The sequence below is a fragment of the Azoarcus olearius genome, assembly GCF_001682385.1.
Classification (GTDB): domain Bacteria; phylum Pseudomonadota; class Gammaproteobacteria; order Burkholderiales; family Rhodocyclaceae; genus Azoarcus; species Azoarcus olearius.
Genome location: NZ_CP016210.1, coordinates 4,144,824 through 4,169,776 on the forward strand (window position 1 = coordinate 4,144,824; position 24,953 = coordinate 4,169,776).

General features: G+C 64.4%; 31 protein-coding genes and 1 pseudogene. 8 read left to right on the plus strand and 24 right to left on the minus strand.

Annotated elements, in window-relative coordinates; translation table 11 throughout:
- Positions 1 to 44: 44 nt before the first annotated feature.
- The gene (locus dqs_RS18945; protein WP_011767418.1) at positions 45 to 431 is read right to left on the minus strand and encodes a hypothetical protein; all 387 of its coding nucleotides are present in this window, start codon (positions 429 to 431) and stop codon (positions 45 to 47) included.
- Between the two features lie 24 nt (positions 432 to 455).
- Entirely contained in the window at positions 456 to 803 is a 348-nt protein-coding gene (locus dqs_RS18950; RefSeq protein WP_011767419.1) for a hypothetical protein, read from the minus strand.
- Between the two features lie 162 nt (positions 804 to 965).
- Here dqs_RS18950 and dqs_RS18955 point away from each other — a divergent pair, with 162 nt between their 5' ends.
- A complete protein-coding gene (locus dqs_RS18955) occupies positions 966 to 1,598 on the plus strand; it encodes a DOMON-like domain-containing protein (RefSeq protein WP_050976158.1) in 633 nt (210 codons plus the stop codon).
- A 7-nt stretch (positions 1,599 to 1,605) separates the two neighbouring features.
- Positions 1,606 to 2,817 carry an exo-beta-N-acetylmuramidase NamZ family protein gene (locus tag dqs_RS18960; protein WP_065341422.1) on the plus strand — a complete coding sequence of 404 codons (1,212 nt, stop codon included), beginning with the start codon at positions 1,606 to 1,608 and terminating at the stop codon, positions 2,815 to 2,817.
- A gap of 25 nt (positions 2,818 to 2,842) precedes the next feature.
- Here the strand turns inward: dqs_RS18960 and dqs_RS18965 are convergent, their stop codons facing one another.
- Complete coding sequence (locus tag dqs_RS18965) at positions 2,843 to 3,223, minus strand: thioredoxin family protein (RefSeq protein WP_011767422.1); 381 nt, start codon at positions 3,221 to 3,223, stop codon at positions 2,843 to 2,845.
- 147 nt (positions 3,224 to 3,370) lie between these two features.
- On the opposite strand from dqs_RS18965, the gene hmuQ reads away from it, so the two are divergent.
- Both hmuQ and dqs_RS18975 read left to right on the plus strand, forming a co-directional pair.
- On the plus strand, positions 3,371 to 3,676 hold the full coding sequence (gene hmuQ / locus dqs_RS18970) for a heme-degrading protein HmuQ (RefSeq protein WP_011767423.1): 306 nt from the start codon (positions 3,371 to 3,373) through the stop codon (positions 3,674 to 3,676).
- 79 nt (positions 3,677 to 3,755) lie between these two features.
- Positions 3,756 to 4,466: a class I SAM-dependent methyltransferase gene (locus dqs_RS18975; protein ID WP_065341423.1), complete on the plus strand. Its 711-nt coding sequence runs from the start codon at positions 3,756 to 3,758 to the stop codon at positions 4,464 to 4,466.
- Positions 4,467 to 4,478: 12 nt separating this feature from the next.
- Here the strand turns inward: dqs_RS18975 and dqs_RS18980 are convergent, their stop codons facing one another.
- Entirely contained in the window at positions 4,479 to 4,976 is a 498-nt protein-coding gene (locus tag dqs_RS18980; RefSeq protein WP_148268779.1) for a methyltransferase family protein, read from the minus strand.
- A gap of 305 nt (positions 4,977 to 5,281) precedes the next feature.
- Here dqs_RS18980 and dqs_RS18985 point away from each other — a divergent pair, with 305 nt between their 5' ends.
- Complete coding sequence (locus dqs_RS18985) at positions 5,282 to 5,950, plus strand: ceramidase domain-containing protein (RefSeq protein ID WP_065341424.1); 669 nt, start codon at positions 5,282 to 5,284, stop codon at positions 5,948 to 5,950.
- On the opposite strand, the gene dqs_RS18990 is transcribed toward dqs_RS18985, so the two are convergent.
- Positions 5,902 to 6,966 (minus strand): GlxA family transcriptional regulator, encoded by a 1,065-nt coding sequence (locus dqs_RS18990; protein WP_065341425.1) that lies wholly within the window; start codon positions 6,964 to 6,966, stop codon positions 5,902 to 5,904. The genes dqs_RS18985 and dqs_RS18990 overlap by 49 nt on opposite strands.
- 147 nt (positions 6,967 to 7,113) lie before the next feature.
- Here dqs_RS18990 and dqs_RS18995 point away from each other — a divergent pair, with 147 nt between their 5' ends.
- A complete protein-coding gene (locus tag dqs_RS18995) occupies positions 7,114 to 8,184 on the plus strand; it encodes a class I SAM-dependent methyltransferase (protein WP_065341426.1) in 1,071 nt (356 codons plus the stop codon).
- Between the two features lie 15 nt (positions 8,185 to 8,199).
- On the opposite strand, the gene dqs_RS19000 is transcribed toward dqs_RS18995, so the two are convergent.
- From dqs_RS19000 to dqs_RS20890, 18 genes are all read right to left on the minus strand, one after another.
- Positions 8,200 to 8,526, minus strand: a complete 327-nt coding sequence (locus dqs_RS19000) for an antibiotic biosynthesis monooxygenase family protein (protein WP_065341427.1) — start codon at positions 8,524 to 8,526, stop codon at positions 8,200 to 8,202.
- A gap of 100 nt (positions 8,527 to 8,626) precedes the next feature.
- Positions 8,627 to 9,037, minus strand: a complete 411-nt coding sequence (locus tag dqs_RS19005) for a VOC family protein (protein WP_065341428.1) — start codon at positions 9,035 to 9,037, stop codon at positions 8,627 to 8,629.
- Positions 9,038 to 9,133: 96 nt separating this feature from the next.
- On the minus strand, positions 9,134 to 9,586 hold the full coding sequence (locus tag dqs_RS19010; protein WP_065341429.1) for a GNAT family N-acetyltransferase: 453 nt from the start codon (positions 9,584 to 9,586) through the stop codon (positions 9,134 to 9,136).
- A gap of 126 nt (positions 9,587 to 9,712) precedes the next feature.
- On the minus strand, positions 9,713 to 10,177 hold the full coding sequence (locus dqs_RS19015) for a GNAT family N-acetyltransferase (protein WP_065341430.1): 465 nt from the start codon (positions 10,175 to 10,177) through the stop codon (positions 9,713 to 9,715).
- A gap of 82 nt (positions 10,178 to 10,259) precedes the next feature.
- Positions 10,260 to 10,733: an arsenic resistance N-acetyltransferase ArsN2 gene (arsN2, locus tag dqs_RS19020; RefSeq protein ID WP_065341431.1), complete on the minus strand. Its 474-nt coding sequence runs from the start codon at positions 10,731 to 10,733 to the stop codon at positions 10,260 to 10,262.
- 134 nt (positions 10,734 to 10,867) lie between these two features.
- Positions 10,868 to 11,614 (minus strand): SAM-dependent methyltransferase, encoded by a 747-nt coding sequence (locus tag dqs_RS19025; RefSeq protein ID WP_065341793.1) that lies wholly within the window; start codon positions 11,612 to 11,614, stop codon positions 10,868 to 10,870.
- Positions 11,615 to 11,663: 49 nt separating this feature from the next.
- Positions 11,664 to 12,191, minus strand: coding sequence for an NUDIX domain-containing protein (locus dqs_RS19030; RefSeq protein ID WP_065341432.1), 528 nt, complete (start codon positions 12,189 to 12,191; stop codon positions 11,664 to 11,666).
- 42 nt (positions 12,192 to 12,233) lie between these two features.
- Positions 12,234 to 12,602 carry a bleomycin resistance protein gene (locus dqs_RS19035; protein ID WP_065341433.1) on the minus strand — a complete coding sequence of 123 codons (369 nt, stop codon included), beginning with the start codon at positions 12,600 to 12,602 and terminating at the stop codon, positions 12,234 to 12,236.
- Positions 12,603 to 13,084: 482 nt separating this feature from the next.
- The gene (locus dqs_RS19045; protein ID WP_065341434.1) at positions 13,085 to 13,636 is read right to left on the minus strand and encodes a GNAT family N-acetyltransferase; all 552 of its coding nucleotides are present in this window, start codon (positions 13,634 to 13,636) and stop codon (positions 13,085 to 13,087) included.
- A 100-nt stretch (positions 13,637 to 13,736) separates the two neighbouring features.
- Positions 13,737 to 14,144 carry a hypothetical protein gene (locus dqs_RS20875; RefSeq protein WP_157108221.1) on the minus strand — a complete coding sequence of 136 codons (408 nt, stop codon included), beginning with the start codon at positions 14,142 to 14,144 and terminating at the stop codon, positions 13,737 to 13,739.
- 110 nt (positions 14,145 to 14,254) lie between these two features.
- The gene (locus dqs_RS19055; protein ID WP_065341436.1) at positions 14,255 to 14,632 is read right to left on the minus strand and encodes a VOC family protein; all 378 of its coding nucleotides are present in this window, start codon (positions 14,630 to 14,632) and stop codon (positions 14,255 to 14,257) included.
- A gap of 459 nt (positions 14,633 to 15,091) precedes the next feature.
- Complete coding sequence (locus dqs_RS19060; RefSeq protein WP_011767440.1) at positions 15,092 to 15,514, minus strand: VOC family protein; 423 nt, start codon at positions 15,512 to 15,514, stop codon at positions 15,092 to 15,094.
- A gap of 107 nt (positions 15,515 to 15,621) precedes the next feature.
- Positions 15,622 to 15,783 (minus strand): DUF2314 domain-containing protein, encoded by a 162-nt coding sequence (locus dqs_RS21325; RefSeq protein ID WP_418202057.1) that lies wholly within the window; start codon positions 15,781 to 15,783, stop codon positions 15,622 to 15,624.
- A gap of 334 nt (positions 15,784 to 16,117) precedes the next feature.
- Positions 16,118 to 16,669 carry a hypothetical protein gene (locus tag dqs_RS20590; protein WP_084018704.1) on the minus strand — a complete coding sequence of 184 codons (552 nt, stop codon included), beginning with the start codon at positions 16,667 to 16,669 and terminating at the stop codon, positions 16,118 to 16,120.
- Positions 16,670 to 16,878: 209 nt separating this feature from the next.
- The gene (locus tag dqs_RS20880) at positions 16,879 to 17,217 is read right to left on the minus strand and encodes a hypothetical protein (protein ID WP_157108222.1); all 339 of its coding nucleotides are present in this window, start codon (positions 17,215 to 17,217) and stop codon (positions 16,879 to 16,881) included.
- Positions 17,218 to 17,334: 117 nt separating this feature from the next.
- Entirely contained in the window at positions 17,335 to 17,685 is a 351-nt protein-coding gene (locus dqs_RS20885) for a hypothetical protein (protein ID WP_157108223.1), read from the minus strand.
- Between the two features lie 620 nt (positions 17,686 to 18,305).
- Entirely contained in the window at positions 18,306 to 19,541 is a 1,236-nt protein-coding gene (locus tag dqs_RS20595) for a hypothetical protein (RefSeq protein WP_084018707.1), read from the minus strand.
- Positions 19,542 to 19,677: 136 nt separating this feature from the next.
- Positions 19,678 to 20,052 carry a hypothetical protein gene (locus tag dqs_RS20890; RefSeq protein ID WP_157108224.1) on the minus strand — a complete coding sequence of 125 codons (375 nt, stop codon included), beginning with the start codon at positions 20,050 to 20,052 and terminating at the stop codon, positions 19,678 to 19,680.
- 157 nt (positions 20,053 to 20,209) lie between these two features.
- Here dqs_RS20890 and dqs_RS21345 point away from each other — a divergent pair, with 157 nt between their 5' ends.
- Both dqs_RS21345 and dqs_RS21175 read left to right on the plus strand, forming a co-directional pair.
- Positions 20,210 to 20,518 (plus strand): phage integrase N-terminal SAM-like domain-containing protein, encoded by a 309-nt coding sequence (locus dqs_RS21345; RefSeq protein WP_157108225.1) that lies wholly within the window; start codon positions 20,210 to 20,212, stop codon positions 20,516 to 20,518.
- 15 nt (positions 20,519 to 20,533) lie between these two features.
- Positions 20,534 to 21,193, plus strand: a pseudogene (locus tag dqs_RS21175) (integron integrase); the annotation flags it as partial.
- Between the two features lie 6 nt (positions 21,194 to 21,199).
- On the opposite strand, the gene metH reads toward dqs_RS21175, so the two are convergent.
- Positions 21,200 to 24,901: a methionine synthase gene (gene metH / locus dqs_RS19075; protein WP_065341438.1), complete on the minus strand. Its 3,702-nt coding sequence runs from the start codon at positions 24,899 to 24,901 to the stop codon at positions 21,200 to 21,202.
- Positions 24,902 to 24,953 lie beyond the last annotated feature (52 nt).

Here is a 24,953-nt window from a genome sequence, read left to right on the forward strand (position 1 = left end):
GCGGTTCAAAAGCCCCGGAGTGTACCGCCAGCCGCCGGCCCCGCCTACTCGCTCCAGCGCAAGGTGGCGCGCGCGCCGCCGCCCGGCTTGAGGTTGAACCACTGCGACTGGCTCTTGCCCTTGTAGCTGGCGACCACGCGGTAACGGCCGGCCTCGGACACGTCCACCTGCCCGATCGGGCCGCAGTTGGCTTCGGCCTGGCGGTTCTTCAGCGGGTCCTCGACGCGCAAGTGCACATCGCCGAGGTAATCGCCATCCGGCGTGGTGAGCAGCAGCGTCAGCGCATGCTTGCCCGCTTCGGCCCGCATGCCCTCGGACTCGTCGAGCCCGACGCCGCCGCAGTTGAGCCGCAACGCTTCGTCCGCCTGAGCGGGCCCCGCCAGCACCAGGCAGGCCAGGGCGCCCATCAGCACTCCGGATGTCTTCCTCATCGTCCTTCCTCCAGTGGATTGCGTTCAGTTGTTGGCGGTCTCGCCTTCGCCCTTGATGCCGCGCACCAGTCCGCGGCTGCCGTCGCGCGCCGCACGGCCGACGGTGCGGCCGGCGTCGCCCACCGCATGCACCGCGCCGCGCGCCACGCCGCCCACGTTGCGGCCGAACTCCGCCGCGCCCTTGCCGATCTCGCGCCCGGCGTCGCGCGCGCTGTGGCCGATCTTGCGCATCGTCGAACCCGCCTCATAACCCACCTCTTCGCTGGTGGACGCCTGCACGCTTCCGCCCTGCAGCGCCAGCGCGATGACGACCAGCGCGAAGGCGACGCCGCGTCCCGCCCAGAGCGCGGGACGGATTCCGATCGTGTTCATGACTGTCTCCCATCGTGCGGCACCCTTGCGGTGCCGGTGTTGCGAGCCTAGCGCGGCACCGGCACCGCGGCGGTAAAAAGGCGTAACCACCCGGCCGCCGCGCCCCCCGGGGCGGCGCGCGCTGCGGTAAGCTTGGCGCCCCGTTTTCTCCACCCGCCGCCGGTGCCCCGCCCGCTCGCCCCCACCGACCTGCCGCCTCACCGGGCACCGCCGCCACCGCCGCTCGCGGTCGGCGCGGTGCCGCTCGTGCGGCACCCCGATCATCCGGCGCGGGCCGTGCTGCGCATCCACGCCGCGGTCGTCGTCGAAGCCGATCTGCGCCTGACGCTGCATTACCACCTGCGCGGCCGGCTGGACGCGCTGCGGGTACCAACGCCGGACCACGCCCTGCCGGCCGACCGGCTGTGGGCGCATACCTGCTTCGAGGTCTTCATCGCCCGCAGCGGCAGCCCGGCCTACCGCGAGTTCAACTTTTCGCCCAGCGGGCAGTGGGCAAGCTATCTGTTCGATGACTATCGCGCGCGCATCGACGCCCTACCGCCCGCCCCGCCGCGGCTGGAGGTGCTGCGCAGCGGCGATCTGTTGAGCCTGAGCGCAACCCTGGACGCCGACGCGCTGCCGGCCGGCATGACGGCACAGACGCTGGACGAACTGCGGCTGGGCATCAGCGCGGTGGTCGAAGCCGCCGACGGCCGGCTCTCGTACTGGGCGCTCGCGCATCCTGCCGAGCGCCCCGATTTCCACGACGCCCGCGCCTTCTGCTGGCAGGCGCCGGAACCCGACCCCTATTTCTGACCCCGCCATGATCCAGTTCGGCCTCGACCGCCTGCTCCAGGATGCCACGCTGCGCCGCCCGCTTGGCGGCCGCCGCGTCGCCCTGCTCGCCCATCCCGCCTCGGTCACGCGCGACCTCACCCACTCGCTCGACGCGCTCGCCGCGCTGCCCGACATCACGCTGTCGGCCGCCTTCGGCCCCCAGCACGGCCTGCGCGGCGACAAGCAGGACAACATGGTGGAGTCGCCCGACTTCATCGACCCGCTGCACCGTATCCCGGTGTTCAGCCTGTACGGCGAAGTGCGACGGCCCACCGCCGCAATGATGGACAGCTTCGACGTGCTGCTGGTCGATCTGCAGGATCTCGGCTGCCGCATCTACACCTTCATCACCACGCTGCGCTACGTGCTGGAAGCCGCCGCCGCGCACGGCAAGGCGGTGTGGGTGCTGGACCGCCCCAATCCCGCCGGCCGCCCGGTGGAAGGCAACCTGCTGCAGCCCGGCTGGGAGAGCTTCGTCGGCGCCGGGCCGCTCCCGATGCGGCACGGCCTGACGATGGGCGAACTCGCGCGCTGGTTCATCGCCACGCTCAAGCTCGACGTCGAATGCGAAGTCGTCACGATGCAGGGCTGGCAGCCGGACGCCGCGCCGGGGTACGGCTGGCCGCTGGGCGAACGCAGCTGGATCAACCCCAGCCCCAACGCGCCCAACCTGTCGATGGCGCGCGCCTACGCCGGCACCGTGATGCTGGAAGGCACCACGCTGTCCGAAGGGCGCGGCACCACCCGGCCGCTGGAATTGTTCGGCGCGCCCGACATCGACGCCCGCGCCGTCATTGCGGAAATGCGCGCTTTCGCGCCGCGCTGGCTGGCCGGCTGCGTGCTGCGCGAATGCTGGTTCGAGCCCACCTTCCACAAGCACGCGGGCAAGCTATGCAGCGGCGTGCAGATCCATGTGGAAGATCCGGCGCACTACGACCATGCGGCGTTCCGCCCGTGGCGCGTGCAGGCGCTCGCGTTCAAGGCCGTGCGCCGCTTGCAGCCGGAGTACCCGCTGTGGCGCGACTTCGCCTACGAGTACGAGCACGACCGCCTCGCGATCGACCTGATCAACGGCGGCGAAATGCTGCGCCGCTGGGTGGACGACCCCGCCGCCGGGCCGGACGCGCTGGACGTGTTCGCCGTGCCCGACGAGGCGGCGTGGGCCGCCGCGCGCGAGGACTTCCTGCTTTACCGCTGAAGCCCCCGCCGCGCGAAAGGCGGGATCAGCCCGCGGTCTTGCCTTCGGCCTGTTGGGCAGCGATGTCGGCGCGAATCTCGTCCATGTCGAGCGAGCGCACGCCGTCGATCACCTGCTGCAGCGCGCTCGCCGGCAGCGCGCCCGATTCGCGGAACACCATGATGTTGTCGCGCACCGCAGCCAGCGTCGGCACCGAACGGATGTTGAAGCTGTTGGCCAGGCCCTGCTGCGCGTCGGTGTCGATCTTGCCGAACACGATGTCCGGATGGGCCTCGGCGGCGGCCTCGAACACGGGCCCGAAGCTGCGGCAGGGGCCGCACCAGGTGGCCCAGAAGTCGAGAAACACGATCGGGTTCTGCTCAAGGACGTCGTTGAAGTTGTCTTCGGTGATTTCTATCGTCGGCATGACGCACTCCGTGGGGTTGGGGGTGGGGCGAAGGGATGGCAGCCCGCTTGGGCGGGCGGCGCGCACAGCGCGCCGTCATCACGGCGGGCCCGAAGCGGGCCGTTCGCGGACTAGAATCCTCCCCTATCGACATCCGGAGATGAAAGCATGTTCCTTGCCATGAACCGGTTCCGCATCGCGCGCGGCCACGAAGAAACCTTCATCGCACATTGGCGCCAGCGCGAGAGCTATCTCGACGAGGTGCCCGGCTTCGTCCGCTTCCATCTGCTGCAGGGCCCGCAGACCGAGGAATACACGCTGTTCGCCTCGCACACCGAGTGGGAATCCGAACAAGCCTTCGAAAACTGGACGCGATCCGACGCGTTCATGAAGGCACACGCCAACGCCGGCAAGAGCCCGCGCGAAATCTACCTGGGACCGCCGCAGCTGGAACTGTTCAACGCGGTGCTGTAGGCAACGCCGGCCGGCTTGTCCGCCTCGCGCCGGCGGTCTTAATATGCGCGCTCTCTAATATTCCAGTCAGGAGCGTGGCGTGAAGATCGCCGATACTGCGCCGGCGGCGCTGTGCAACGAACTCGAACTCCTGCTCGACACCGTCCCGCTGGACGGCGCCGAGGTCCTTGAACTCGGCTGCGGCAAGGCCGAGAAGACCCGCCGCCTCGCCGCCAGCCCGCGCATCGCGCGCGTCCTGGCACTGGAGGTCGACGCGATCCAGCACGCCAGCAACCTGTGCATCGCCGATGCGCCCAAGGTGGAATTCCGCGCCGGCGGCGCCGAGGCGGTACCGGCGGAGGACGCCCGCTTCGACCTGGTGGTGATGTTCAGGTCGCTCCATCACGTTCCGGTCGACAAGATGGACGACGCACTGGCCGAAATCGCCCGCGTGCTCAAGCCCGGGGGCTGGGCGTGGATTTCCGAGCCTGTCTACGCGGGCGACTTCAACGAGGTGCTGCGCCTGTTCCACGACGAGCGCTTGGTGCGGGAAGCCGCGTTCGGCGCGGTCTGCCGGGCGGTGGAGCGCGGCGCGCTGAAACTGGAGCGCCAGCTGTTCTTCGACACCCGCAGCGACTTTCGCGATTTCGACGAGTTCGACGCGCGCATCATCCGCGTGACCCATACCACGCACCGCCTGTCGGAGGACACTTACCGGCAGGTACGGTCGCGTTTCGAGGCACATCTGGGCGCGGACGGCGCGCGCTTCCGCGTTCCCAACCGGGTCGACCTGCTGCGCAAGCCCGCCTGATGCCGTCCGCCGCTACAGCCAGCGCCGTACGCGGCGGCAATAATCGGCGTACTGCAGGCCGAACTTGGCTTCCAGCGCGCGCTCCTCGGGCAGCACCTGAAAGCGGGTGACATAGGCGGCGAACACCACCGGGCCCGCCAGCGCCACCGGCGCGCCCAGGCGGATTGCATAGGCCAGCAGCAACAGCAGCAGGCTGAGGTACATCGGATTGCGGCTGAAGCGGTAGATGCCGTAGGTGACCAGCGTTGCGGCCCGCTCGGGACGGCGCGGGTCGATCGTGGTGCGCGCGCGCCAGAAGGCAAAGCCGGCCGCCAGCACCAGCGCGGCGCTGACCTGCGCGATGGCCACCGAGACCGCGACGCGCAACTCGGCATCGGGGCCGAACACCGGCGCATCGCGCCAGACCAGCCACATGCCGGCCGCAATGGCGAGCGCGAGCAGCGGAGCAGGAAGCTTGGTTTCGAGATACGCCACGATGTTGTTGTGTATTGACGTCGGGGAACGGCGCACGCGGTTGGTGCAGGCCGAATCATGAACCAGATGGCATCGCAGGCCAAGCACCGGGCGGGATGGACACCGCCTACCGGCGGACCGTGCAGCCCGTTTCGGGCAACGCGCGTGCCGCGGTCCATCAACCCGGCCGGCATGCCGACAGCCGTCCGGGTCGGGCCCTGCGGCCGATCAATGGCAGGCTTGCCAACGGCCACTCGCCGCGCCGCCCTTCGCCCAGCCCAGGGACAAACGGCAGCTCTAGTCGGGTTGCCGGGTTTATAGAATGCCGCTACCCGTCCCGCCCTGCTCTCCACCACCGGCCGATGACCAACGCCCCGCTCGACCTGTACTGCGAACGCACCTCGCCTGCCTTCTGGGCAGAGCCGGTGAATGCGCTGACCAACCTGTCCTTCATCCTCGCCGCCATCGCGCTGTGGCATCTGGCGCGCCACCAGCCGCGGCGGCCCGGCGCCGACAGCACCTTCCTGATCGCCAACGTCGCCGCGATCGGCCTCGGCAGCTTCCTGTTCCACACCTACGCCGACCGCTGGACCATGCTGGCCGACGTGCTGCCGATCTTCGTCTATCAGCTCGTCTTCCTCGCCTGCTATGCGCGCCGCGTGGTCGGCCTGGGCGCGGCGGTCACGGCCGCGCTGGTCGGGCTGTTCGTCCTGCTCGCGCTCGGCTTCGCGCGCCTGCCGGGCGCGTGGCTCAACGGTTCCTTGGCCTACGGGGCGGCCTTCGTGTCGCTCGCCGCCATCGGCGTCTGGCACCATCGCCGCGCTGCGCGCGAGCCCGCCACCGTGCTGCTGGCCTTCGCGCTGTTCCTGGTATCAGTCAGCTTCCGCTCGCTGGACCTGGCGCTGTGCGCGGACGGCGCGCTCGGCACCCACTTCCTGTGGCATCTGCTCAACGGCGCGGTGCTGTACCTGACGACCCGCGCCTATCTGCTCAACCGGCGCGCGCCGCCCACCGCCTCTCCGCGGGCGTAATCGGGAATGCGGAAGCGGCGGCGGTAGGCGCTCGGAGCCAGCCCGGTGACGCGACGGAACAGGCGGCGGAAGAAGGCCGGATCCTCGTAGCCGACCCGCCAGCTGATCTCGTCGACCGAGGCCTCGGTGCGCTCCAGCCGGCGCTTGGCGTCCTCGATGCGCAGTCGCTGCACGTAGGCGATCGGCGTCAGTCCGGTCGCGCTCGCGAAGCGGCGCTTGAAGGTGCGCTCGGCCAGGCGCGACTGGCGGATGACCGCCTCCACCGGATTCGCCACCGCGAAGTTGGCCTTGAGCCACTGCTGCGCGCCCTCGATCTCGCCATCGCCGTGGTCCGCCCGGCCTTCGAACACGATGTAGGGCGCCAGCCCGTCCTGATGCCACTGCAGCGCAAACATCCGCGCCAGAGACTGCGCCACGGTGGCCCCGGCGTAGCGGGCAACGAGATAGAGCGCGAGGTCGTGCCAGCTCATCGAGGCCCCGGAGCTGATCAGTTCCTCGCGTTCCCCCGCGATCACCAGCACCCGTTCGGGATGAATGGGCACGGCCGGATAGGCCGCGGCAAAGCTGCGGGCATAGCCGAAATGCACCGTCGCGTCGCGGCCATCGAAGAGTCCGGTCTCGGCGATCAGGAAGATGCCGGAACAGGCCGAACACAGCAGCGCGCCGCGTTCGTGCATCGCGCGCAACCAGGCGACCAGTTGCGGATAGCGCCCCTGCTGCCAGCCCTGCGCCGGCAACAGCAGCGACGGCACGATGACGATGTCGGTGGCGTCGATCGCGCCGATCGCGCGCCCCACCTCGAACGGCACCCCACTGGCCAGCAGCAGCGGCCCCGCTGCCTCGCCGACCACCTCCACCGCGAACGGCGGCGGCGTGCCCGGCGGCACCACACCCATCATCGCGGCGCCGTTCATCACGTCGAAGAGGCCGGCGAGCGTGGACACCACTGCGTCGGGCAGCGCGACCAGGCTGACGCGGACAGGGCGCGGCCCGGCAGGGGGCGAGGAGGGTGGCATCGGAGAACCCTGCTGCCGGCATCGCCGGCACGATGGTTACGGGTGGCACGAACGGACCGATTCTAGGTCATCCCGGCTCTTCAGCCGCGTCGCCGCGCCCACGATCATGGCTCCACCGCGAACCCGCGACTACACACGAGGAGCCCCATGATGAATGCAAGCACGCTGGATCAATCCCGCCTGGAATCCTTTGTCGGCCGCGCCATCGGCGATCTCTCCGCTGCCTATGGCGGCGTGATGGTCAGCCTTGGCAGCAAGCTCGGCCTGTACAAGGCGATGGCCGGCGCCGGTCCGCTCAGCGCCGGTGAACTCGCGGCGCGCAGCCAGTGCGCCGAGCGCTACGTGCGCGAATGGCTGAACGCCCAGGTGGCCGGCGGCTACGCCGACTACCACCCCGCGAGCGACACCTACGAGCTTGCGCCCGAGCACGCGATGGTGCTGGCCGAGGAAGACAGCCCGGTGTTCATCCCCCACGCCTGGCAGGTGGTCGCGTCGATGTGGTTCGACGAAGACCGTGCGCTGGAAGCCTTCCGCAGCGGCACCGGCATTGCCTGGGGCGATCACGACGGCCGCCTGCAATGCGGCGTGGCCGCCTTCTACCGCAACGGCTACCGCGCCAGCCTGGTGTCGCAGTGGCTGCCTGCGCTGGAGGGTGTGGTCGAGCGGCTGCAGGCCGGCATCACGGTGGCGGACGTCGGCTGCGGCCACGGTCACTCCACGGTGTTGATGGCGCAGGCCTTCCCGAACTCGCGTTTCCACGGCTTCGACGTGCATCCGGCCTCGGTGGAGGAAGCGCGCCGCAACGCCGCGGCGGCGGGCGTGGCGGACCGGGTGCAGTTCGACGTGGCGCGCGCCACCGACTACCCGGCGCACGACTACGGCCTGATCTGCTTCTTCGATTGCCTGCACGACATGGGCGATCCGGTGGCCGCGGCGCGCCATGCCGCCGCAACGCTTGCCGCCGACGGCACGGTGATGCTGGTCGAGCCTTTCGCCAACGACCGCGTCGAACACAACCAGTCCGCGGTGGCGCGGCTCTACTACGCGGCCTCCACCACCATCTGCTGCGCCCACGCCATCTCCGAAGGCGGCACGCTGGTGCTGGGTGCGCAGGCCGGCGAAGCCCGGTTGGCGGACGTCTTTCGCAGGGCGGGTTTCGGCCATTTCCGCCGCGCGACCGAGACGCCGTTCAACCTGGTGCTGGAAGCGCGCCGTTGAACCTGCTCCGGTGGCTCAGCCGGCCTGAGCCACCGGAAGCGCGGTGAGCTTGCCGTCGCCATAGACCTTGATGACCTGGGCGATGACCACCTGATAGCCGTCCAGCCAGTTCTGCTGGCTCACCTTTGCCTCGAGGTGGCGCGGATGGTTGATGAGCGCCTGCAGCGCCTCCATGCTGTCCCAGTAATAGACGTTGGAGATCAAGCCGGTCGCCGGATTTTCCCAGGCCTCTTCGCCGAGATAGCCCGGAATGTCCTTCGCCGCGTCGGCAATCGCCTGATCCAGGCGGTAGAAGGTTTCGTCGTACTGTTTTTTGGCGAAGGTGAAGGTGGATGAGTACATGGCAGAAAGAAAGAACGTGGGTTGAGCGGGCAGAAGACCGTGAGGCCAGAGGACATCCGGCCGCTGCACGAAACGCCGGACGCGGCGGTGCGGCGGCCGCTCAGGGTGAGCCGCCGCCCTCCGGCGGCGCATGGCACGCCACACAGAGCTTGTTGCCGTCCGGGTCGCGGAAATACGCGCCGTAATAATGCTCGTGATACTCGGGCCGCAGCCCCGGTGCGCCTTCGGACGTGCCGCCGTGGTCAAGCGCCGTGGCGAATGCCAGATCCACCACCGCCCGGCTGTCGGCCAGAAACGCGACCATCTGGCCATTGCCAGGCGCGGGCGGCAGCCCGTTGTAGGGCTTGCCGATCAGGAACAGCGGCCGTGGCCCCGGCGCGGATTGCCACCCGGCCCACGGTCGCGCGCTGTCGCAGAAGCGCGCCGGCTGGCCCAGCGCGGCCATCAGCGGGTTGTAGAAGGCGAGCGCGCGATCGAAGTCGCTGACGCCGACAAAGACATGTGAGAACACGATCAGCTCGATAGCGGTAGGTGAGTGGAGGGCACGCGTGGCATCGGCCGGCCCCGGCCGGGGCGAAGGCAGGCGCTGCGGCGGCCGGGTGCCGGGTCACGCATCGATGGCCTTGCTGTAAGCATAGAAGACCTCGTCCCGCACCCACCCGAGCGATTCGTACGCGGCCTGCGCCGCGGTGTTGGTTCTCGCCGTCGTCAGGTCCATTCGTGCCTTGCCGTTCGCAGCCGCCAGCTTTTCCGCCGCCTGCAGCAGCGCCCTGCCCGCCCCGCAGCGCCGGGCCTCCGGGCGAACGAACAGGTCGTAGAGCGAATAGATGGGTTTGGCTTCGACCGAGCAGAAGGTGGGGTACAGCTGGCAGAAGCCGACGATGCCCCGGCTTTCGGTCGAGGCGAGGAGGATCACGGATTCGCCGTTTTCCAGGCGCGCACGAATGAAGCGCGCCGCCAGCGCCGGATCCGCATCCTGCTGATAGAACTGGCGGTAGGCATCGAACAGCGGCGCAACGACGTCGAGGTCCGCGAGCGTGGCAAGTCGGGTATGAATCATGGCTAAGCCGCCTTTTGGTTGAAGGGTGGATCGGTGTCTTGCGGGGAGGGAAATGGCGGGGGCACCAGGCGCGCTGTCGCGCCCGCCATGCTTGCGCCCCGGGTGGTCCTGCGCCCGGCTGGTTGCCTACAAGGCCAGGCCCAGAAAGCGGGTGCCGGGAACCGGGTTGTGGCTGACGGCCGGGGCGGGAACGAAGCCGAGCGACTCGTACAGCCTTTGTGCGGCGACGAACTCCGGCAACACGTCCAGGCACATCGAGGCGTAACCCGCGGTGCGCGCGGTGCGGATCATCTGTTCCACAAGGCGGCGGCCGATACTGTTTCCCCGGGCGCCGGGCCGCACATAGACCCGCTTGAGTTCGCACGCGCTGCGGCTGACCCGGCGAAGCGCCGCACAGCCCACCACGGCTGCATCCCGGCGCGCGAGCAGCACGCATCCGTCGGGTTCCGCGTACTTGCCCGGGAGGCCTGCGAACTCGCGCTCGTAGTCCTGGAACGCCAGGCTGACCGACGGGCTTGCGACGTACTCGCGAAAGATCGCGACGACGTCCTGGAGGTCGGCCGGAAAGCAGGCGGGAAGGATGTGGGTCACGTAGCGGCGCGGGGATCGGGATGGGAATCAGGGTGCGGGACTTCCTGTCCATCATATCGCGGGCGGGGTGCGACAGCGCCTGTCATGCGGTCGTCTTACGCAGAGCGTCGCCTGATACCGCATCCCCATGAATGAGCGGCTTTGACATGAAGGCCGCCGAGCACGGACAAAGGCCGGCGAACTGCGCCGTGGCGCGGATGGCTTCCGGTGCATCGCTGCGGGGCGTCCGTCGGTAGCCGAGCGTTGCGAAGAAGTGTTCCGCCGTGCTCGTCAGCAGGAACAGGTCCTCGACACCGTGAGAAGCGGAGAAGGCTTCGACGTGACGGACGAGCGCTTCGCCGAGGCCCCGCCCCCGGTAGGCGGGCGCCACCGCCAGCGAACGCAGCAAGCCCACCTTGGCGTAGGGTTCGAGGCCGACCGCCCCGACCAAGGCTCCGTGATCCCGCAGCCCGAAGAACAGATGGTGCGACGAAGCCGATATGTCCTGCACCGGCAAGCCGCACTCCGACAACAAGGCGATGACATCGTCGATCGCTGTTTCCCGGGTGATATGCATGATTCGACGACAAACCTCCGGTTGGACCGACCTGCCGGGCTTCGCACGCCCGGCGGAATCGGATGATGGACAGCACTTGCACAACGACACGCACCAGGTGAATGCAGCGGGACGAAAACCTGAGCCCCCGGCGTTCACCGCAACATCAGCGCAAACACGCCCCACCCCAGATATTCGCGCGTGAACGTGGCATAGCGCTCGGGTTCGGTACTCAACTGGGCCCGCACGGTGTCCGCCAGTTCGTCGTCGGGATTCGCTTCCAGCCACCGCCGCATCGTCAGCCACTTGGCGGCCTCGTATCTATCCCACCCGTCCTGATCGGCCAGAACCATCTCAACCACGTCGTACCCGAGGCGGCGGAAGGACGCGAGCAGTGCCGGCAGCGTCATGAAGTCGGCGATCGCACTGGCCAGGCAACCCCTGGCAGTCTCTTCGGCAGGCGGCAGTTGCCGCCAATAGGGTTCGCCGATGAGGATGATCCCGCCGGGGCGCACGCTTCGGGCCAGCAGCGCAATCGTGCCGGCGAAACCGCCGCCGATCCAGGTGGCTCCCAGGCATGCCGCCACGTCCACCTTCTCGTCGGCAACATAGCCGGCGGCATCGCCGTGGATGAAGTCGACACGATCGGCAACGCCCAGCGCTTCGGCGCGGCGCTTGGCCTGCTGTGAGAACAGCTGGCTCAGATCGACCCCGGTGCCAACGACCCCGTGGTCGCGCGCCCAGGTGCATAGCATCTCCCCGGAACCACTGCCGAGGTCGAGCACCCGCGCGCCGGCTTCCAGGCGCAGCGCGGCCCCGAGTGTGGCGAGCTTTTCGGCCGTGATCGGGTTGTGGATACGGTGAGCGCTTTCGCTGATGTTGAAGATCCGCGGGATATCCATCGACAGCATCCTTACCGTGAAAATCGTTCCGCCGGCGAGCCAGCGATCGTCAACCGCCGTCGGACGTTGCAACGCGTTCGACTTCGCCCCGACTGTGCGACATCGCCAGCGCCGCCTGGACGATTCGAGCGGTGACATCAAGGCCTCCGAAGTCGAAACACGCCAGTTCTGCGCGCGAGCAGCGCTTCACTTCCGCGATTTCTGCGCCCAAACGAAGTTCGCCGCCAGCACGCACCGCGAATGCAATGATGAGCTGGTTCATACCGGCAAACGCGTAGTGGCCGACGAACTCAAGCGCCTCGGCTTTCAGGCCGAGTTCTTCGTGCATTTCGCGCGAAATCGCCTCCTCCGGTGACTCCCCCTTCTCGAGGAATCCGGTAATCACCGAAAACAGATTGGCAGGCCATCGGGCGTTACGCGCAAGAATGAACTCGTCGCCGACGCGAACAAGCCCGGCGACAACGGGTATCGGGTTATTCCAATGAACATAGCCACAGCGGGAAGAACAGGCCAAGCGCTCGACGTCATCGACGACGCGCCATTCGAGATGTGCCGTGCATTGCGGACAGAATTTCATCGGAGATTCACGCATATTCGCTTGATGAGCCGGCATCGCCTATCAGGCGTCGACGCACTCATGAAAGGTGACAAGGTTCCCGTCGGGATCGAGGATGCCGAACTCGTGGTTGCCCCACGGCTTGCGCTCCAACGGCGCGTTGGGATGAACAATTCCGAGCGCCTGGCAGCGCCGATACAAGGGCTCGATGCCGCACACCTGCACCCGGCAACTGGTTGCCTTCGGAATGCCCGCATCCGGGCACGCCCAAAAGTGGATATTGACCGCACCGTTGGACACGATGCCGTACTCGCCTTGCGCGGCATACAACTTGGTGAAGCCGAGCTGCGACACGAAAAAATCGACACTGCGCTCGATGTCGAGCGATGCCAGGACCGGCGTGGCGGCGACAAACTGAATGGATTCGCTCACGAACTTTCCTCCGTGTGCTCAAGGCAAACTACGCAAGTAACCGGGAAAGCAGCCCAAGCGCCAATCCCAGCGACAACGGCGGGGGTGCTGCGCCTCGGAGGAGCACGCTGTCTGGCTTACCCACCCGGTCGGGCATGTCTTCGCTTCGGCTCAAGCTTCCCCTCCAAAGCGCCCTTTCCTCCAAGATGCTGCCGACGAACAGCACCGCGAGCGCACTGAAGATCAGGGTACCGAACGCGAAGCCAGTATGCCCGCCCAATAGCGGAACAAGCGAGCGGGACATCAGCACGCCCACATAGAGCGAGACCGATGCGCAGCCCAGATAGCGCGCTACGCGAACAAGATGTGCAGGGCCTTGGGTCATGGCGCCCGATGTGAAAGTGGAAGGCAGCCAGATCGAAGGGAAGCACACGGGCACCGCGTGCGGCCGGCCCGCTCGACGGTCGTTTCACGCATGCTGGATAGGGGCGGCGCAGTAGGTGTTACGCGACATAGCGGCTACGCGGAAGGCGATACAGGTAATGCGGCCGCAAGACGCTACCCTCCGGCACCTGAGGATGCTCAAAAGTGCCCGAAGCAACCATGCCGAGACGCTCCATGAGGGCCCGCGACCTGTGGTTGAGCGTTGCGGTAAAAGAGACGATCTCGGGCAGTTTGATGTGGTTAAAGCCAACGTCCAGCACTGCTCTGGCGCCTTCCAGCGCAAACCCCTGTCCCCAAAACGGAAAAGCCAGGCGCCAACCGATCTCGACACAGGGCGAGAAGGGGAGCTCGGGCGCTGGAACGTGCAGCCCGACAAAACCGATGAACTGTCGATCGGCCTTTGTTTCCGCCACCCAGAACCCCCAGCCCCGTTCCTGGATGAGCAACTCGCAGCGATCGGCCAGCGCATCACTTTGTGTGCGCGTAAGGGGAGAGGGAAAAAACTCCATGACTCTCGGGTCGGCATTGAGCGCGGCAAAGGGTTCCCGATCGGTTCGGCGCCATTGCCGTAGATGAAGACGTTTGCTCTCGAACTCGATTATCTCAGCCATAAAATTCTTTCAGCATGCACGCGCAACTCTTTCACGAGTCGCGTCATTGCAGACAGATCGCCCTCGCGATCAAATTCGACAACTACTTTGGCATGCATCGCTATCTGCGAATTTTTGCCGTCTCCGTGGCGAGCAGGAACACGGTACACACATAAACAAAATCCGGTTCACCCAACAACGAAAGACTCAGACCCTCCGGATGAGACGACACATACGAAAAGGTAAGCAGCAAGCAGAATGCCAGCAGGCTGCTACCGATAATTGGCCCCCAGCTCGCCATGTCGTTTTCCGGAAGCCTGGCGTTCATGCTCTGGATCATATAGATCCAGCCGATGACGAGAACGTAGGCCATGACTCCAAGGGGTAGGATAACAACCAGTGCCCATGTGAAAGGATCACCCAGTATCGCTCCTCCGGTGGCCCTGACCAGCAACGATAATGTCGTCATCGCGATCAGCAACGGGCGTGTGTTCGCCTTTTCAACAACCCCCAGGATTTCTGTAAGCATACGTGGTGCGATCTAAAAAGGTAGCCCGGCAGGCGGCGGCGGGAAGTGGAAAGCATAAGCCGAGGCGGATGCCGGGCAGGCCCGCCGGACCAGCCCGCTATACACCAGCGCTACTTGTCGAAGGTTAGCTCTACCGGCGTGCCGGCAGGATCCCGGACAATTAACTGCACCAAACGGACACTATCCAGGTCATTTCTACGGTAACCCACATTGGCTTTATCTAGCCGATCAACCACTTCATCGAAGTTGCTGCAATGTAGCGCTATATGGTGGAAATAGCCTTGCGTCCCCTCGCTGCGGTCATTGTTTACCGTAAGGTGGATGAGAGGGTGGCTGCCGGAATATAACCAATACCCCGGAACTGCGAAGTCAGGCCTGAAACCGGGCCTCAATCCCAATATCTCACCGTAGAACTCCACAACCTTCTCGATGACGTTCTCGGGGGCCATCACCGCGAAATGATGAAGATATATCTCTTTGGCACTCATAATATTGCTCCAAATGGCAATGTCTATTGGCCCAGGCAGGCGTAGCGCCTGAACCAAGCCGAGCCGCAAAGCGGCTTCGGCTTGCCTGATGGGACCTGCTCCTGTGCGACCAGGCAGCCTCTGGCAGCCCGCAGCCGCGCGCGAACGAGAAGAAACTCGAACGCATCGCCTTCGCCATCGCCGCCTGATCGATGCACCCTTACTCCTCCCCCTTGCGCCAAGACTGATCACTCAACGTGGCAAACCAGGCAACACCGACGCGACAGGACGCCGATAACACCACCGGCTCACCGCAGCCGTGTGTAACGGCTGGCGCTTCGCGTGCCGACTCCATCTCGGCACGAATCATCCAGAACCCACCACAGATGCCGGATATCCGACTGCAGGTGATTTATCCAGGAAACTCAGAAACACGGATGTCTTGATTCACGGACGAGTCGATATACGCTGTGTCATGCCTCACTCCTCCAGCACCAACGCCGGATTCCATACCACCTCCCACATATGGCCGTCTGGATCCTGAAAGTAGCCTGCATACCCACCCCAGAACGTCTCCTCGCCCGGCTTGACAATCGTCGCTCCCGCCGCTGAAGCCTGCGCCAAGACCTCGTCAACCTCGGCGCGTGAGGAGACATTGTGTCCCAGCGTAAAGTCCGTTGCGCTTGGCGCACTAACAGGCAATCCGGAGTCATGGGCAATGCTCTGACGAGGCCATAGAGCCAGACGCAGGCCAGCCTGTAGGTCGATGAAGACGACTGCTCCGTGCTCAAACTCGTCTCCGACAATTCCATCGGTGGTCAAGCCGAGGCCATCGCGATAGAAGTGAAGGGCTCGTTCCAGATCGTCAACGCCCAGGGTGAGGACGGTTATACGTGGTTTCATGGCTACGCTCCTTCAAGAGGCATAACGTAGAAGTGAAGGGCCCGCCAACAGGCGGTGCGTCCGTCCCGGCGGCCGACGGCCGCGCCCTGTCCGGCCGGCCAGGGCTTTCAATTGCGGAAACGGCAAGGTGCATTTGCATTGTAGGTCGCTCCATCTTCTGCCGTCATACCGGAACGAATGACCTGAATTGTTAACCTACCCACCACGAAGTCATACTTAATGAACATCCAGTCCGTGATTTGTGGTGGATGGGATTCGACGCGCTGCATGAACTCAAGACCAGGAAAATCGGACCCGTTTGCAACCGTCCCGTGAAAAGGCAATACGGATTGCGTCGATATCCGCGAGCAAAATGTGTGGCACCTTCTCGGAAGATTTGAATCGGACCTTTAGTAGGAAAGCACTCTGATTGCTCTTCAGAGAACAAAATGCCTCAAAGAACCTCGCCGATATTGACGAGCTTGGTCAATAGCGAATGCCATGCTCCGGTCTTGACCCGGAAACGGAATAGTTGGATCGCTGATGAAAGCCCTAACGTTCACGATCACCGGCCGGCGCGGCTTTTCGCGCAGGTCCGCTCGACTGCCCGGTTGGGCCTCGCGGTCATTGTTCATCCTCCGGATGAAGCGGAGAACGCTGCCAAGCGAATGTGGTCAGCAGCGCCTCGGCATCTCCATCAAACTCTTTACGGTAGTGGTGCATGTGCGGACCGGGAACGATAGGCCGGCCCCCGGAGAACCCAAGGGAGCCAAGGGCGCGGCTGAAGCACTCGACCGGACCGTAGCCATAGATTAGGTTGTGACGGTCCCAAACGATTGTTCCGTTGGAGTTTGGTGAATGAACCCAGAGATCGAAGCGCGCATCGCCAGCGAAGAACTGCGCGAACCGGGACACAAACGACTGAATTGCCTCAAGTTCGAGTTCTGGGCTTTGATAACGGCCGGGATCACCTTCACCCCGTGGAGTGTGCAGAACGTAGAGAACGAAGAATGGCGGCGTAAGGCATTCGACGAGCTTGAGCAATACTGAAGAATCCCCGCCGGGCACACCAGCGACAAGACGTGATGTCCCGGCCGACGTGGTTTCGGTGGTGAAGAGCGGCGCATAGGAATGCGGCACCCATTCTCCCGCAGGCTGCCAATCGAGCTTATGCATTAACGGCCCAACGATGAAAGTAACCGGATGCCGCGCGGGGCGGCTGGAGGAAGCCTAAAGGCGGGTGTTCGGCGGTCCGGCTGACTGGATTGTTGGGCGTCATTTCCGGTTGCTCAAAATTTGATGTTGTCTCTTGGTAGCGACCACAAATCCGGTTGACCGCAGGGTTGGGCGTCAATTGCACCGCAATAGAGCCAAGACTTGATGCATTACTTAACCCTTGGTTTCCCGGGAACCCTGTCGTCATGACATTCTCCCCAGACTATTAGGTCTGCAGTCATGTGCAGCTTGTTTGCCATTTCGTTGACTACCGCCGGGTTTTTTGAGTAAGGCGCCTCTGCTTCAAGGGCTCGCGCCGCGCTGTACAGTTCCTTGAAATGCTTACGCGGAATGAAGGCAGAGCCTTTCAGTAGCTTGGCAAAAAGCCGGGACGACTGATCTGCCAGTTCAAACCGCTCTTCATTTAGCTCCTTGGTGGTTTGAAGCGGGAGCAAAAGCTCGAATATATGGCGACACATTTCTTCGCCAACTCTGTCTATATCACTCAAAGCAGACTCCTCTTCTTGACGCCCAACGTTCGACGTAACCGGCCGGCGGAGGCCGAAGGCCAGAGCGAACCTGCAAGCGCAGCTTGCAGGCGGTCCGGTTGACGGAAGGGTTGGGCGTCATACGGTGTTTGTGCTCGCGCCGAACAACCGTTGATGAGTGACGGCGGAACACAGGATCCTGCTGCCGATTGGGATGTTTTCCTTCTTTGCCCCGGGTAGAACAATGATCAGGCGCCAGCCACCACCTGAAATAGCAGGATCTCGCACCAGATGATGGACTGCGCTTGCCACGGCCCTGAACTTTGATATTTCCCCAGACTCATGCACGACTTCGACGAAGAATGTGTATTCCTTCCAGCCGTTCCCCGTGGGCAGCGGGAAATCTGGCGCAAGCACAACGCCGCCGTGTTCAAGCTGAAAGCGCTCCGCCACAGTTAAGAGGAGCACATCACGTTCAGTAGTGGTCATGTCATGACGCCCAACGTTTGAACTCAGCGGCCGCCGAAGGCGGTCCGCTGGAGTGAATGGTTGGGCCTCGGCGCTGGCCTGCCGAGAATGGGGTGGCCGCGAGCAGCACGATGCCCGAAGCCAGCAGGGCCAGCGGCTTGACGACTACGGGGACTGGGGCGGGCTGCATGGTGGGCTGCACGGGCTTTCAGCGACCGCTCAAGCGAGCATAGCTCTCACATCTTGAACGGTGGAAGCAGTGAGCTTCGCGGCAAGCCGACCGTGCGCTGGCCGCCGAAGGACGGACAGCCCACGCGAACCGTGAAAGTACCCCCGCCACACCGGAGGACCGTAGCAGGGGCACACGCCGAAAGCTGGGAGCCAACTTTAGAGCGGTGGAACGCTGGCGATGACCCGGCTTTCGGCATTGAGCCGAACTGTGCCCCACGCAACCGGCGCGACGGAGCCAAACCAAACCGGCTACCACCTGGTACACGCCCGACCTGAGGCCCAACGATGAAAGTAACCGGACGCCGCGCGAGGCGGACAGAGGAAACCCAAAAGCGGCTGTTCGGCGGTCCGGTTGACTGGAAAGTTAGCTGGCATGATTTTCACAGACGAGCGGTTTGAGGCTTTCAAGGTCACCAGTCCATGTTTGCCGCACGATCTGACTCCATTGTTAGATGCTCTACGAGCCCCTCCATTTCTTCGACTGACGTCATGGCATTAGCATATGTGCCGTCGCCCACAAATGTCAGGATCGATGGCAGAGAGCTGTGTACGTATAGACGAGCGGGCTCTCGGCTGCCGGACCATAGGTGCGCAATAAATTCATCAATCTCAAGCATAGCGCGGCTTTCATCGAAATCCGGTTGTCCCGTCAAGGAATATCGATGCGCCTGACGATGCGTTAGAAGTACTGGGACTGCTCCCGCACCAGAGTGAAATCGGAATGCTTGACCACGCTTGCCAAAGGCTCCGTGTGCCATGAAGTTTCTTATCTGAGCGCGAAGATCGAGAAGGCAGTCGTAATGTGATTTTGTTTTCGGATCGGTTACATCAAGGGCAGCTTTGAACTTTGTCTTCCAGTCAGCCTCTGCCATCCTTGCAACTTCGTCGCCAGTGTTTAACCGGCCTTGAAGTATGGCAAGGTGAATAAATGCATGTTCTGTCCAACTGAAGAACGCCTCAATCGCTGACTGAGCGATCCACGTCGCTTCTCGCATTAGTTGAGAAGATGGAAAGCTAGTTTCCCTGACGACCGTACCGTCTTCCAGCGTCGTTGTCTTGACAGTGCGTTCATTCTGTCGAAGCTCCCCTTCTGCACTTAGGGCTCGAAATCGGTCACGGAAGAACAGGTACCGGTCAAATAGAGCATCACTGTTGTTCACAACATTGAGCATAGATCCAGCGGCCGCTTGCTCAGCACGCCACTGGAAGTACGCTTCTGCCGCGGTTACCCCCTTCTTAATAAGGTGCGCGACTTCGCTTGCATCGGCCTCTGCCTCGGAGCTTGGTGTAGAGCTAATTCGGGCGCTTGGTTCTAACGTTGGCGCGAATATTCCTAGTCCGAACTTTCGGTGTTCGATCAAATATAGCCTTCCGCGATACCTCACCGGTATTGACCATGCGACCTTTTCCCATTGCCCCAAGTGTGGGAAGCCAAGAAGGTCGACGAAGAGAAAGTAGACCAAGTAATAGGGCGGAAGGTTACGACCTGCATTCGTTCGCGAAGACAGGATGAAGCCTCGTTTCTCGGCTTCGGACCTGGGCGAACCGGCTGGTTCGAGTTCCCCGAGTGCTTCTAGCGCAGAATCGCGGATTGCTTCCATCTCTGGCGGCAGAGAATTCACTACGGATTCATTGGAATTCGTCATCTGTTGAAGCTCGTGCGATAACCACTCGTGGGGGCGGGCGCTGTATGACAGCTAACGGTGAAAGTAACCGGACGCCGCGCGAGGCGGCTTGAGGCAGCCTAAAGGCGGGTGTTCGGCGGTCCGGTTGACTGGAGAGTTAGGGTGCATCTATGTGCTCCATACGCTCCACGGTTAACCCGGTGCAGGCGTTTAGTTGAGCCTCAATTAGTGCACTCAAGTCAATGTCAGCACCATCTTCTGTGACATTGGCGCGTGTTTGGATGAGCAATTGAAAACTGTCGTCTTTTACTTCGCGAACATCGTCCTCCGGACGAGGTGGCGCAAGTAGGGCAAGTTCTAAGCCGAGCGCAAATGCACGGTACGCTGGAAATTCTTCGTATTTCCCCTCGTCGTCCGGGGAGAAACTGACACCGAGAGCCTCTTCCAAGGCTGCGACAGTAGCTTCAAATGCCAGTGTCGGGCGTATGTTTATGCACCCCCGAAAATACGTACCGCGTTGGTAGCGTCGCATATGCACCCTAACGTGTTGTAGACGTCAACATCTGACGTGTATTCCAGAAGGCTGTCGCATAAACCGGTGGCCGCTTTCTAATTTTCCTGTTTGAAATCATTGGATTCACCGCTTATGCTATATGCATTATCAGTAGCCATAGGCGGTCAAACACGTCATGCCCACGGAGAACACGCCGGCGCAACCGCCGCGACTGCTGGACCAGGTTCGCGCGGCCGTTCGTTACAAGCACTACAGCATAAGAACGGAGCAGGCTTATGTCTATTGGGTTCGGCTCTTCATCCGTCAGCAGGGCTTACGCCATCCGCGCGACATGGGGGCGGTGGAGGTCGAGGCCTTCCTGAACTGGCTGGCCAGCGAGCGCTCGGTCGCGCCGTCCACACACAATCAGGCCTTGTCTGCCCTGCTCTTTCTCTACACGGAGGTTCTCGACATCGATTTGCCGTGGATGCAGGAGATCGGCTGACCGAAAAAGCGCGAACGGGTGCCGGTGGTGTTGTCACGCGCCGAGGTCGCGCGTCTGCTGGAGGCGATGGCGGGCGGCGAGGGCGATGTGGCGCGCTTGCTCTACGGCACCGGGATGCGCTTGATGGAGGGGCTCCGGTTGCGGGTCAAGGATGTCGATTTCGACCGTAACGAGATCACGGTGCACGAAGGCAAGGGCGGCAAGGACCGCCGCGTGATGCTGCCCTCGGCGCTGCGCGCTGTACTGCGTCGCCACCTGCAAGCGGCGCGCAAGGTGTGGGAGGCCGACCGGGAGGCGGAGGTGCCTGGGGTTTGGATGCCGGACGCACTTGCCCGCAAGTATCCGCGCGCGGCGCTGTCGTGGCCGTGGTTCTGGCTATGGCCGGCCGACCATCTGGCAGTGGACCCGGTATCTGGCATGCGGCGGCGGCACCACCTTTATGAGCGGCGCCTGCAGCGTGCCATCAAGCGCGCGGTCGAAACGACCGGGCTGCACAAGCCCGTGAGCGTCCACACGCTGCGCCATTCGTTCGCCACCCACCTGCTCGAAGGCGGCTACGACATCCGCACCGTGCAGGAACTGCTCGGCCACGCGGACGTGTCGACCACGATGATTTACACCCACGTGCTCAACAAGGGCGGCCGCGGGGTGGTGTCGCCCATCGACCGCCTTTGAGCCGCCTTACAGCAGCGGCGCCAGCCAGCGCGCCGCTGCTTCTTCGGTGAGGCCGGTGCGCTGCGCCCAGTCGGTGAGCTGGTCCCGGCCGATCTTGCTGATGGCGAAGTAGTGGCTTTCCGGGTGGGCGAAGTAGAAACCGCTCACCGATGCAGCCGGGGTCATCGCCATCGATTCGGTGAGCCCCATGCCGGCATTGGTGGGCGCGTCCAGCAGTTGGAACAGCGCCGCCTTCACGGTGTGGTCCGGGCAGGCCGGGTAGCCGGGCGCGGGGCGGATGCCCTTGTACTGCTCCTTGATCAGCGCGGCATTATCCAGTTGCTCATCGGCGGCATAGCCCCAGTATTCCTTGCGCACGCGCTCGTGCAGCCATTCGGCGGTGGCTTCGGCGAGGCGGTCGGCCAGGCTCTTGAGCATGATGGCGCGGTAGTCGTCGTGGGCGGCTTCGAACTCGGCGAGCTTGTGTTCGATGCCGAGGCCGGCGGTGACGGCGAAGGCGCCGCACCAGTCGCGCACACCGCTGGCCTTGGGGGCGACGAAGTCGGCCAGGCACCAGTGCGGCTTGCCGGCCGGGCGCTCGTGCTGCTGGCGCAGGCCATGCCAGGTCATCATCGGTTCGTCGCGGGACTCGTCGGCGTAAAACGCGATGTCGTCGCCCACGCTGTTGGCGGGGAAGAGGCCGAACACCGCCTTGGCCTGCACCCACTCGCCGGCAATCAGGTCTTCCAGCATGGCCTGCGCGTCGTTGAACACGTTGCGCGCGGTTTCGCCGACGACTTCGTCATCGAGAATCTTCGGGAAGCTGCCGGCCAGATCCCAGGTCTGGAAGAAGGGGCCCCAGTCGATGTAGTCGCGCAGCTCGTCCAGATCGACGTCGAGCGCCATCACGCCCAGGGTGTTGGGCTCGACCGGTTCGTAGCCTTCCACCGACAGCGGGTTGTAGGCATTGGCGCGCGCGGCTTCCAGGCTGACGAGTTGCACGCCCTTCTTGTTGGCGTGCTGGGCGCGGATCTTGTCGTAGTCGGCGGCGAGTTGGGCCTTGAAGTCCCCGGCGCCGCCTTCGGACAGCAGCGCGGTCACCACGCCGACCGCGCGCGAAGCGTCCGGCACATACACCACCGGCTGCTGGTAGTGCGGGGCGATCTTGATCGCGGTATGAGCGCGGCTGGTGGTGGCGCCGCCGATGAGCAGCGGCACGTCGAAGCCCTGGCGCTGCATCTCGGCAGCGACGTGGCTCATCTCTTCCAGCGAGGGGGTGATGAGGCCCGACAGGCCGATGGCCTGGGCGCCGTGCTCGCGCGCGGCGTTGAGGATCTTGTCGGTGGGCACCATCACGCCGAGGTCGATCACCTCGTAGCCATTACAGCCCAGCACCACGCCGACGATGTTCTTGCCGATATCGTGCACGTCGCCCTTTACGGTGGCGATGACGATGCGGCCCTTGCTGGTGGCGCCGGTGCGCGCCTTTTCCGCCTCGATGTAGGGGATGAGGTGGGCCACCGCCTGCTTCATCACGCGGGCGGACTTCACCACCTGGGGCAGGAACATCTTGCCCGCGCCGAAGAGGTCGCCGACCACGTCCATGCCCGCCATCAGCGGGCCTTCGATGACCGCCAGCGGCGGCTTGCCTTCGGACTCCAGGCGCGCGCGCACTTCCTCGGTGTCGGCAACGACGAATTCGGTGATGCCCTTCACCAGCGCGTGCTTCAGGCGCTCTTCCACGCTCCATTCGCGCCAGGCGAGGTCGGGGCCGGTGTCCTTGGACTTGCCTTCCTTCACCGTCTGGGCCAGTTCCACCAGCGCTTCGCCCGGATTTTGGCCAGATGCCGCCTTGCGGTTAAGGACAACGTCTTCCACCTTCTCCCGCAGCACCGGGTCGAGGTCGTCATACACCCCCAGCATGCCGGCGTTGACGATGCCCATGGTCAGCCCGGCCTTGATAGCGTGGTACAGGAAGACGGTGTGGATGGCTTCGCGCACCGGCTCGTTGCCGCGGAAGCTGAAGCTGACGTTGGAAACCCCGCCCGAGGTCTTGGCATGGGGCAGGTTGGCCTTGATCCAGGCCACGCTCTGGATGAAATCGACCGCGTAGTTGTCGTGCTCTTCAATGCCGGTGGCGATGGCGAAGATGTTGGGGTCGAAGATGATGTCTTCGGGCGGGAAGCCGATGCCGACCAGCAGCTCGTAGGCGCGGGCGCAGATCTCGATCTTGCGCGCATAGGTGTCGGCCTGGCCCTTCTCGTCGAAGGCCATCACGATCACCGCGGCGCCGTAACGGCGGGCCAGCCGCGCCTGACGCAGGAAGCTCTCTTCGCCTTCCTTCATCGAAATCGAATTGACGATGCCCTTGCCCTGGATGCATTTCAGGCCGGCCTCGATCACCTCCCACTTGGAAGAGTCGATCATGATGGGCACGCGCGAGATGTCCGGCTCGGAGGCGATGAGCTTGAGGAAGCGCTCCATCGCCGCCACCGAATCCAGCATGGCCTCGTCCATGTTGATGTCGATGACCTGGGCGCCGTTCTCCACCTGCTGGCGGGCCACCGCCAGCGCGTCGTCGAAGCGGCCTTCGAGGATCATGCGGGCGAAGGCCTTGGAGCCGGTGACGTTGGTGCGCTCGCCGACGTTCACGAACAGGCTGTCGGCGCCCACGTTGAAGGGTTCCAGCCCGGACAGGCGCAGCTTCTTCTCGATTTCCGGCACCCGGCGCGGCGGCACGCTCGCCACCGCCTGCGCGATCGCGGCGATGTGGGCCGGGGTGGTGCCGCAACAGCCGCCAAGGATGTTCACCAGGCCGGACTGCGCCCATTCCACGACGGCGTCCGCCAGTTGCTCCGGCGTTTCGTCGTAGCCGGTGGGCGCCAGCGGATTGGGCAGGCCGGCATTGGGGTGGGCGGAAACGAAGGTGTCGCAGACGTTGGAGAGTTCGTCGACGTAGGCGCGCAGCTCCTTGGCGCCGAGCGCGCAGTTGAGGCCGAAGGAGATCGGCCGCGCGTGCGCCAGCGAGTTCCAGAAGGCTTCGGCGGTCTGCCCCGAGAGCGTGCGGCCGGAAGCGTCGGTGATGGTGCCGGAGATCATCACCGGCAGGCGGCGATCAAGGTCGTCGAACAGCTTCTCCACCGCGAACACCGCGGCCTTGGCGTTGAGCGTGTCGAAGATGGTTTCGATCAGCAGCAGGTCGGCGCCGCCTTCCATCAGACCCTTGGCGGATTCGTAGTAGTCCTCCACCAGCGCATCGAATTCGATGTTGCGGTAGCCGGGGTCGTTCACATCCGGGCTGATCGACAGCGTGCGCGAAGTCGGGCCCAGCACGCCGGCGCAGTAGCGCGGCTTGGCCGGGTTCCGGGCGGTGAACTCGTCGCACAGCTCTCGCACCAGCCGGGCGCTGGCGACGTTGAGTTCGTAGGCGATGTCGGCCATGCCGTATTCGGCCTGCGACACCCGGGTGGCGTTGAAGGAACAGGTCTCGATGATGTCGGCGCCGGCATCGAGATATGCACGATGGATCTCGCCGACCACGTCCGGGCGCGTCAGCACCAGCAGGTCGTTGTTGCCCTTGAGGTCCTTCGGATGTTCGAGGAAGCGCGTGCCGCGGTAGTCCGCCTCGCCCAGCTTGTACTGCTGGATCATCGTGCCCATCGCGCCGTCCAGGATGAGGATGCGCTGGGCGAGTTGCTGGCGGAGTTCTTCGGAGCGGTCGGCTTGCATGGTTCTACCTCGTGTGTCCGGCGTGGCGGGCTAAGCACAGCGGGTAGGCGAC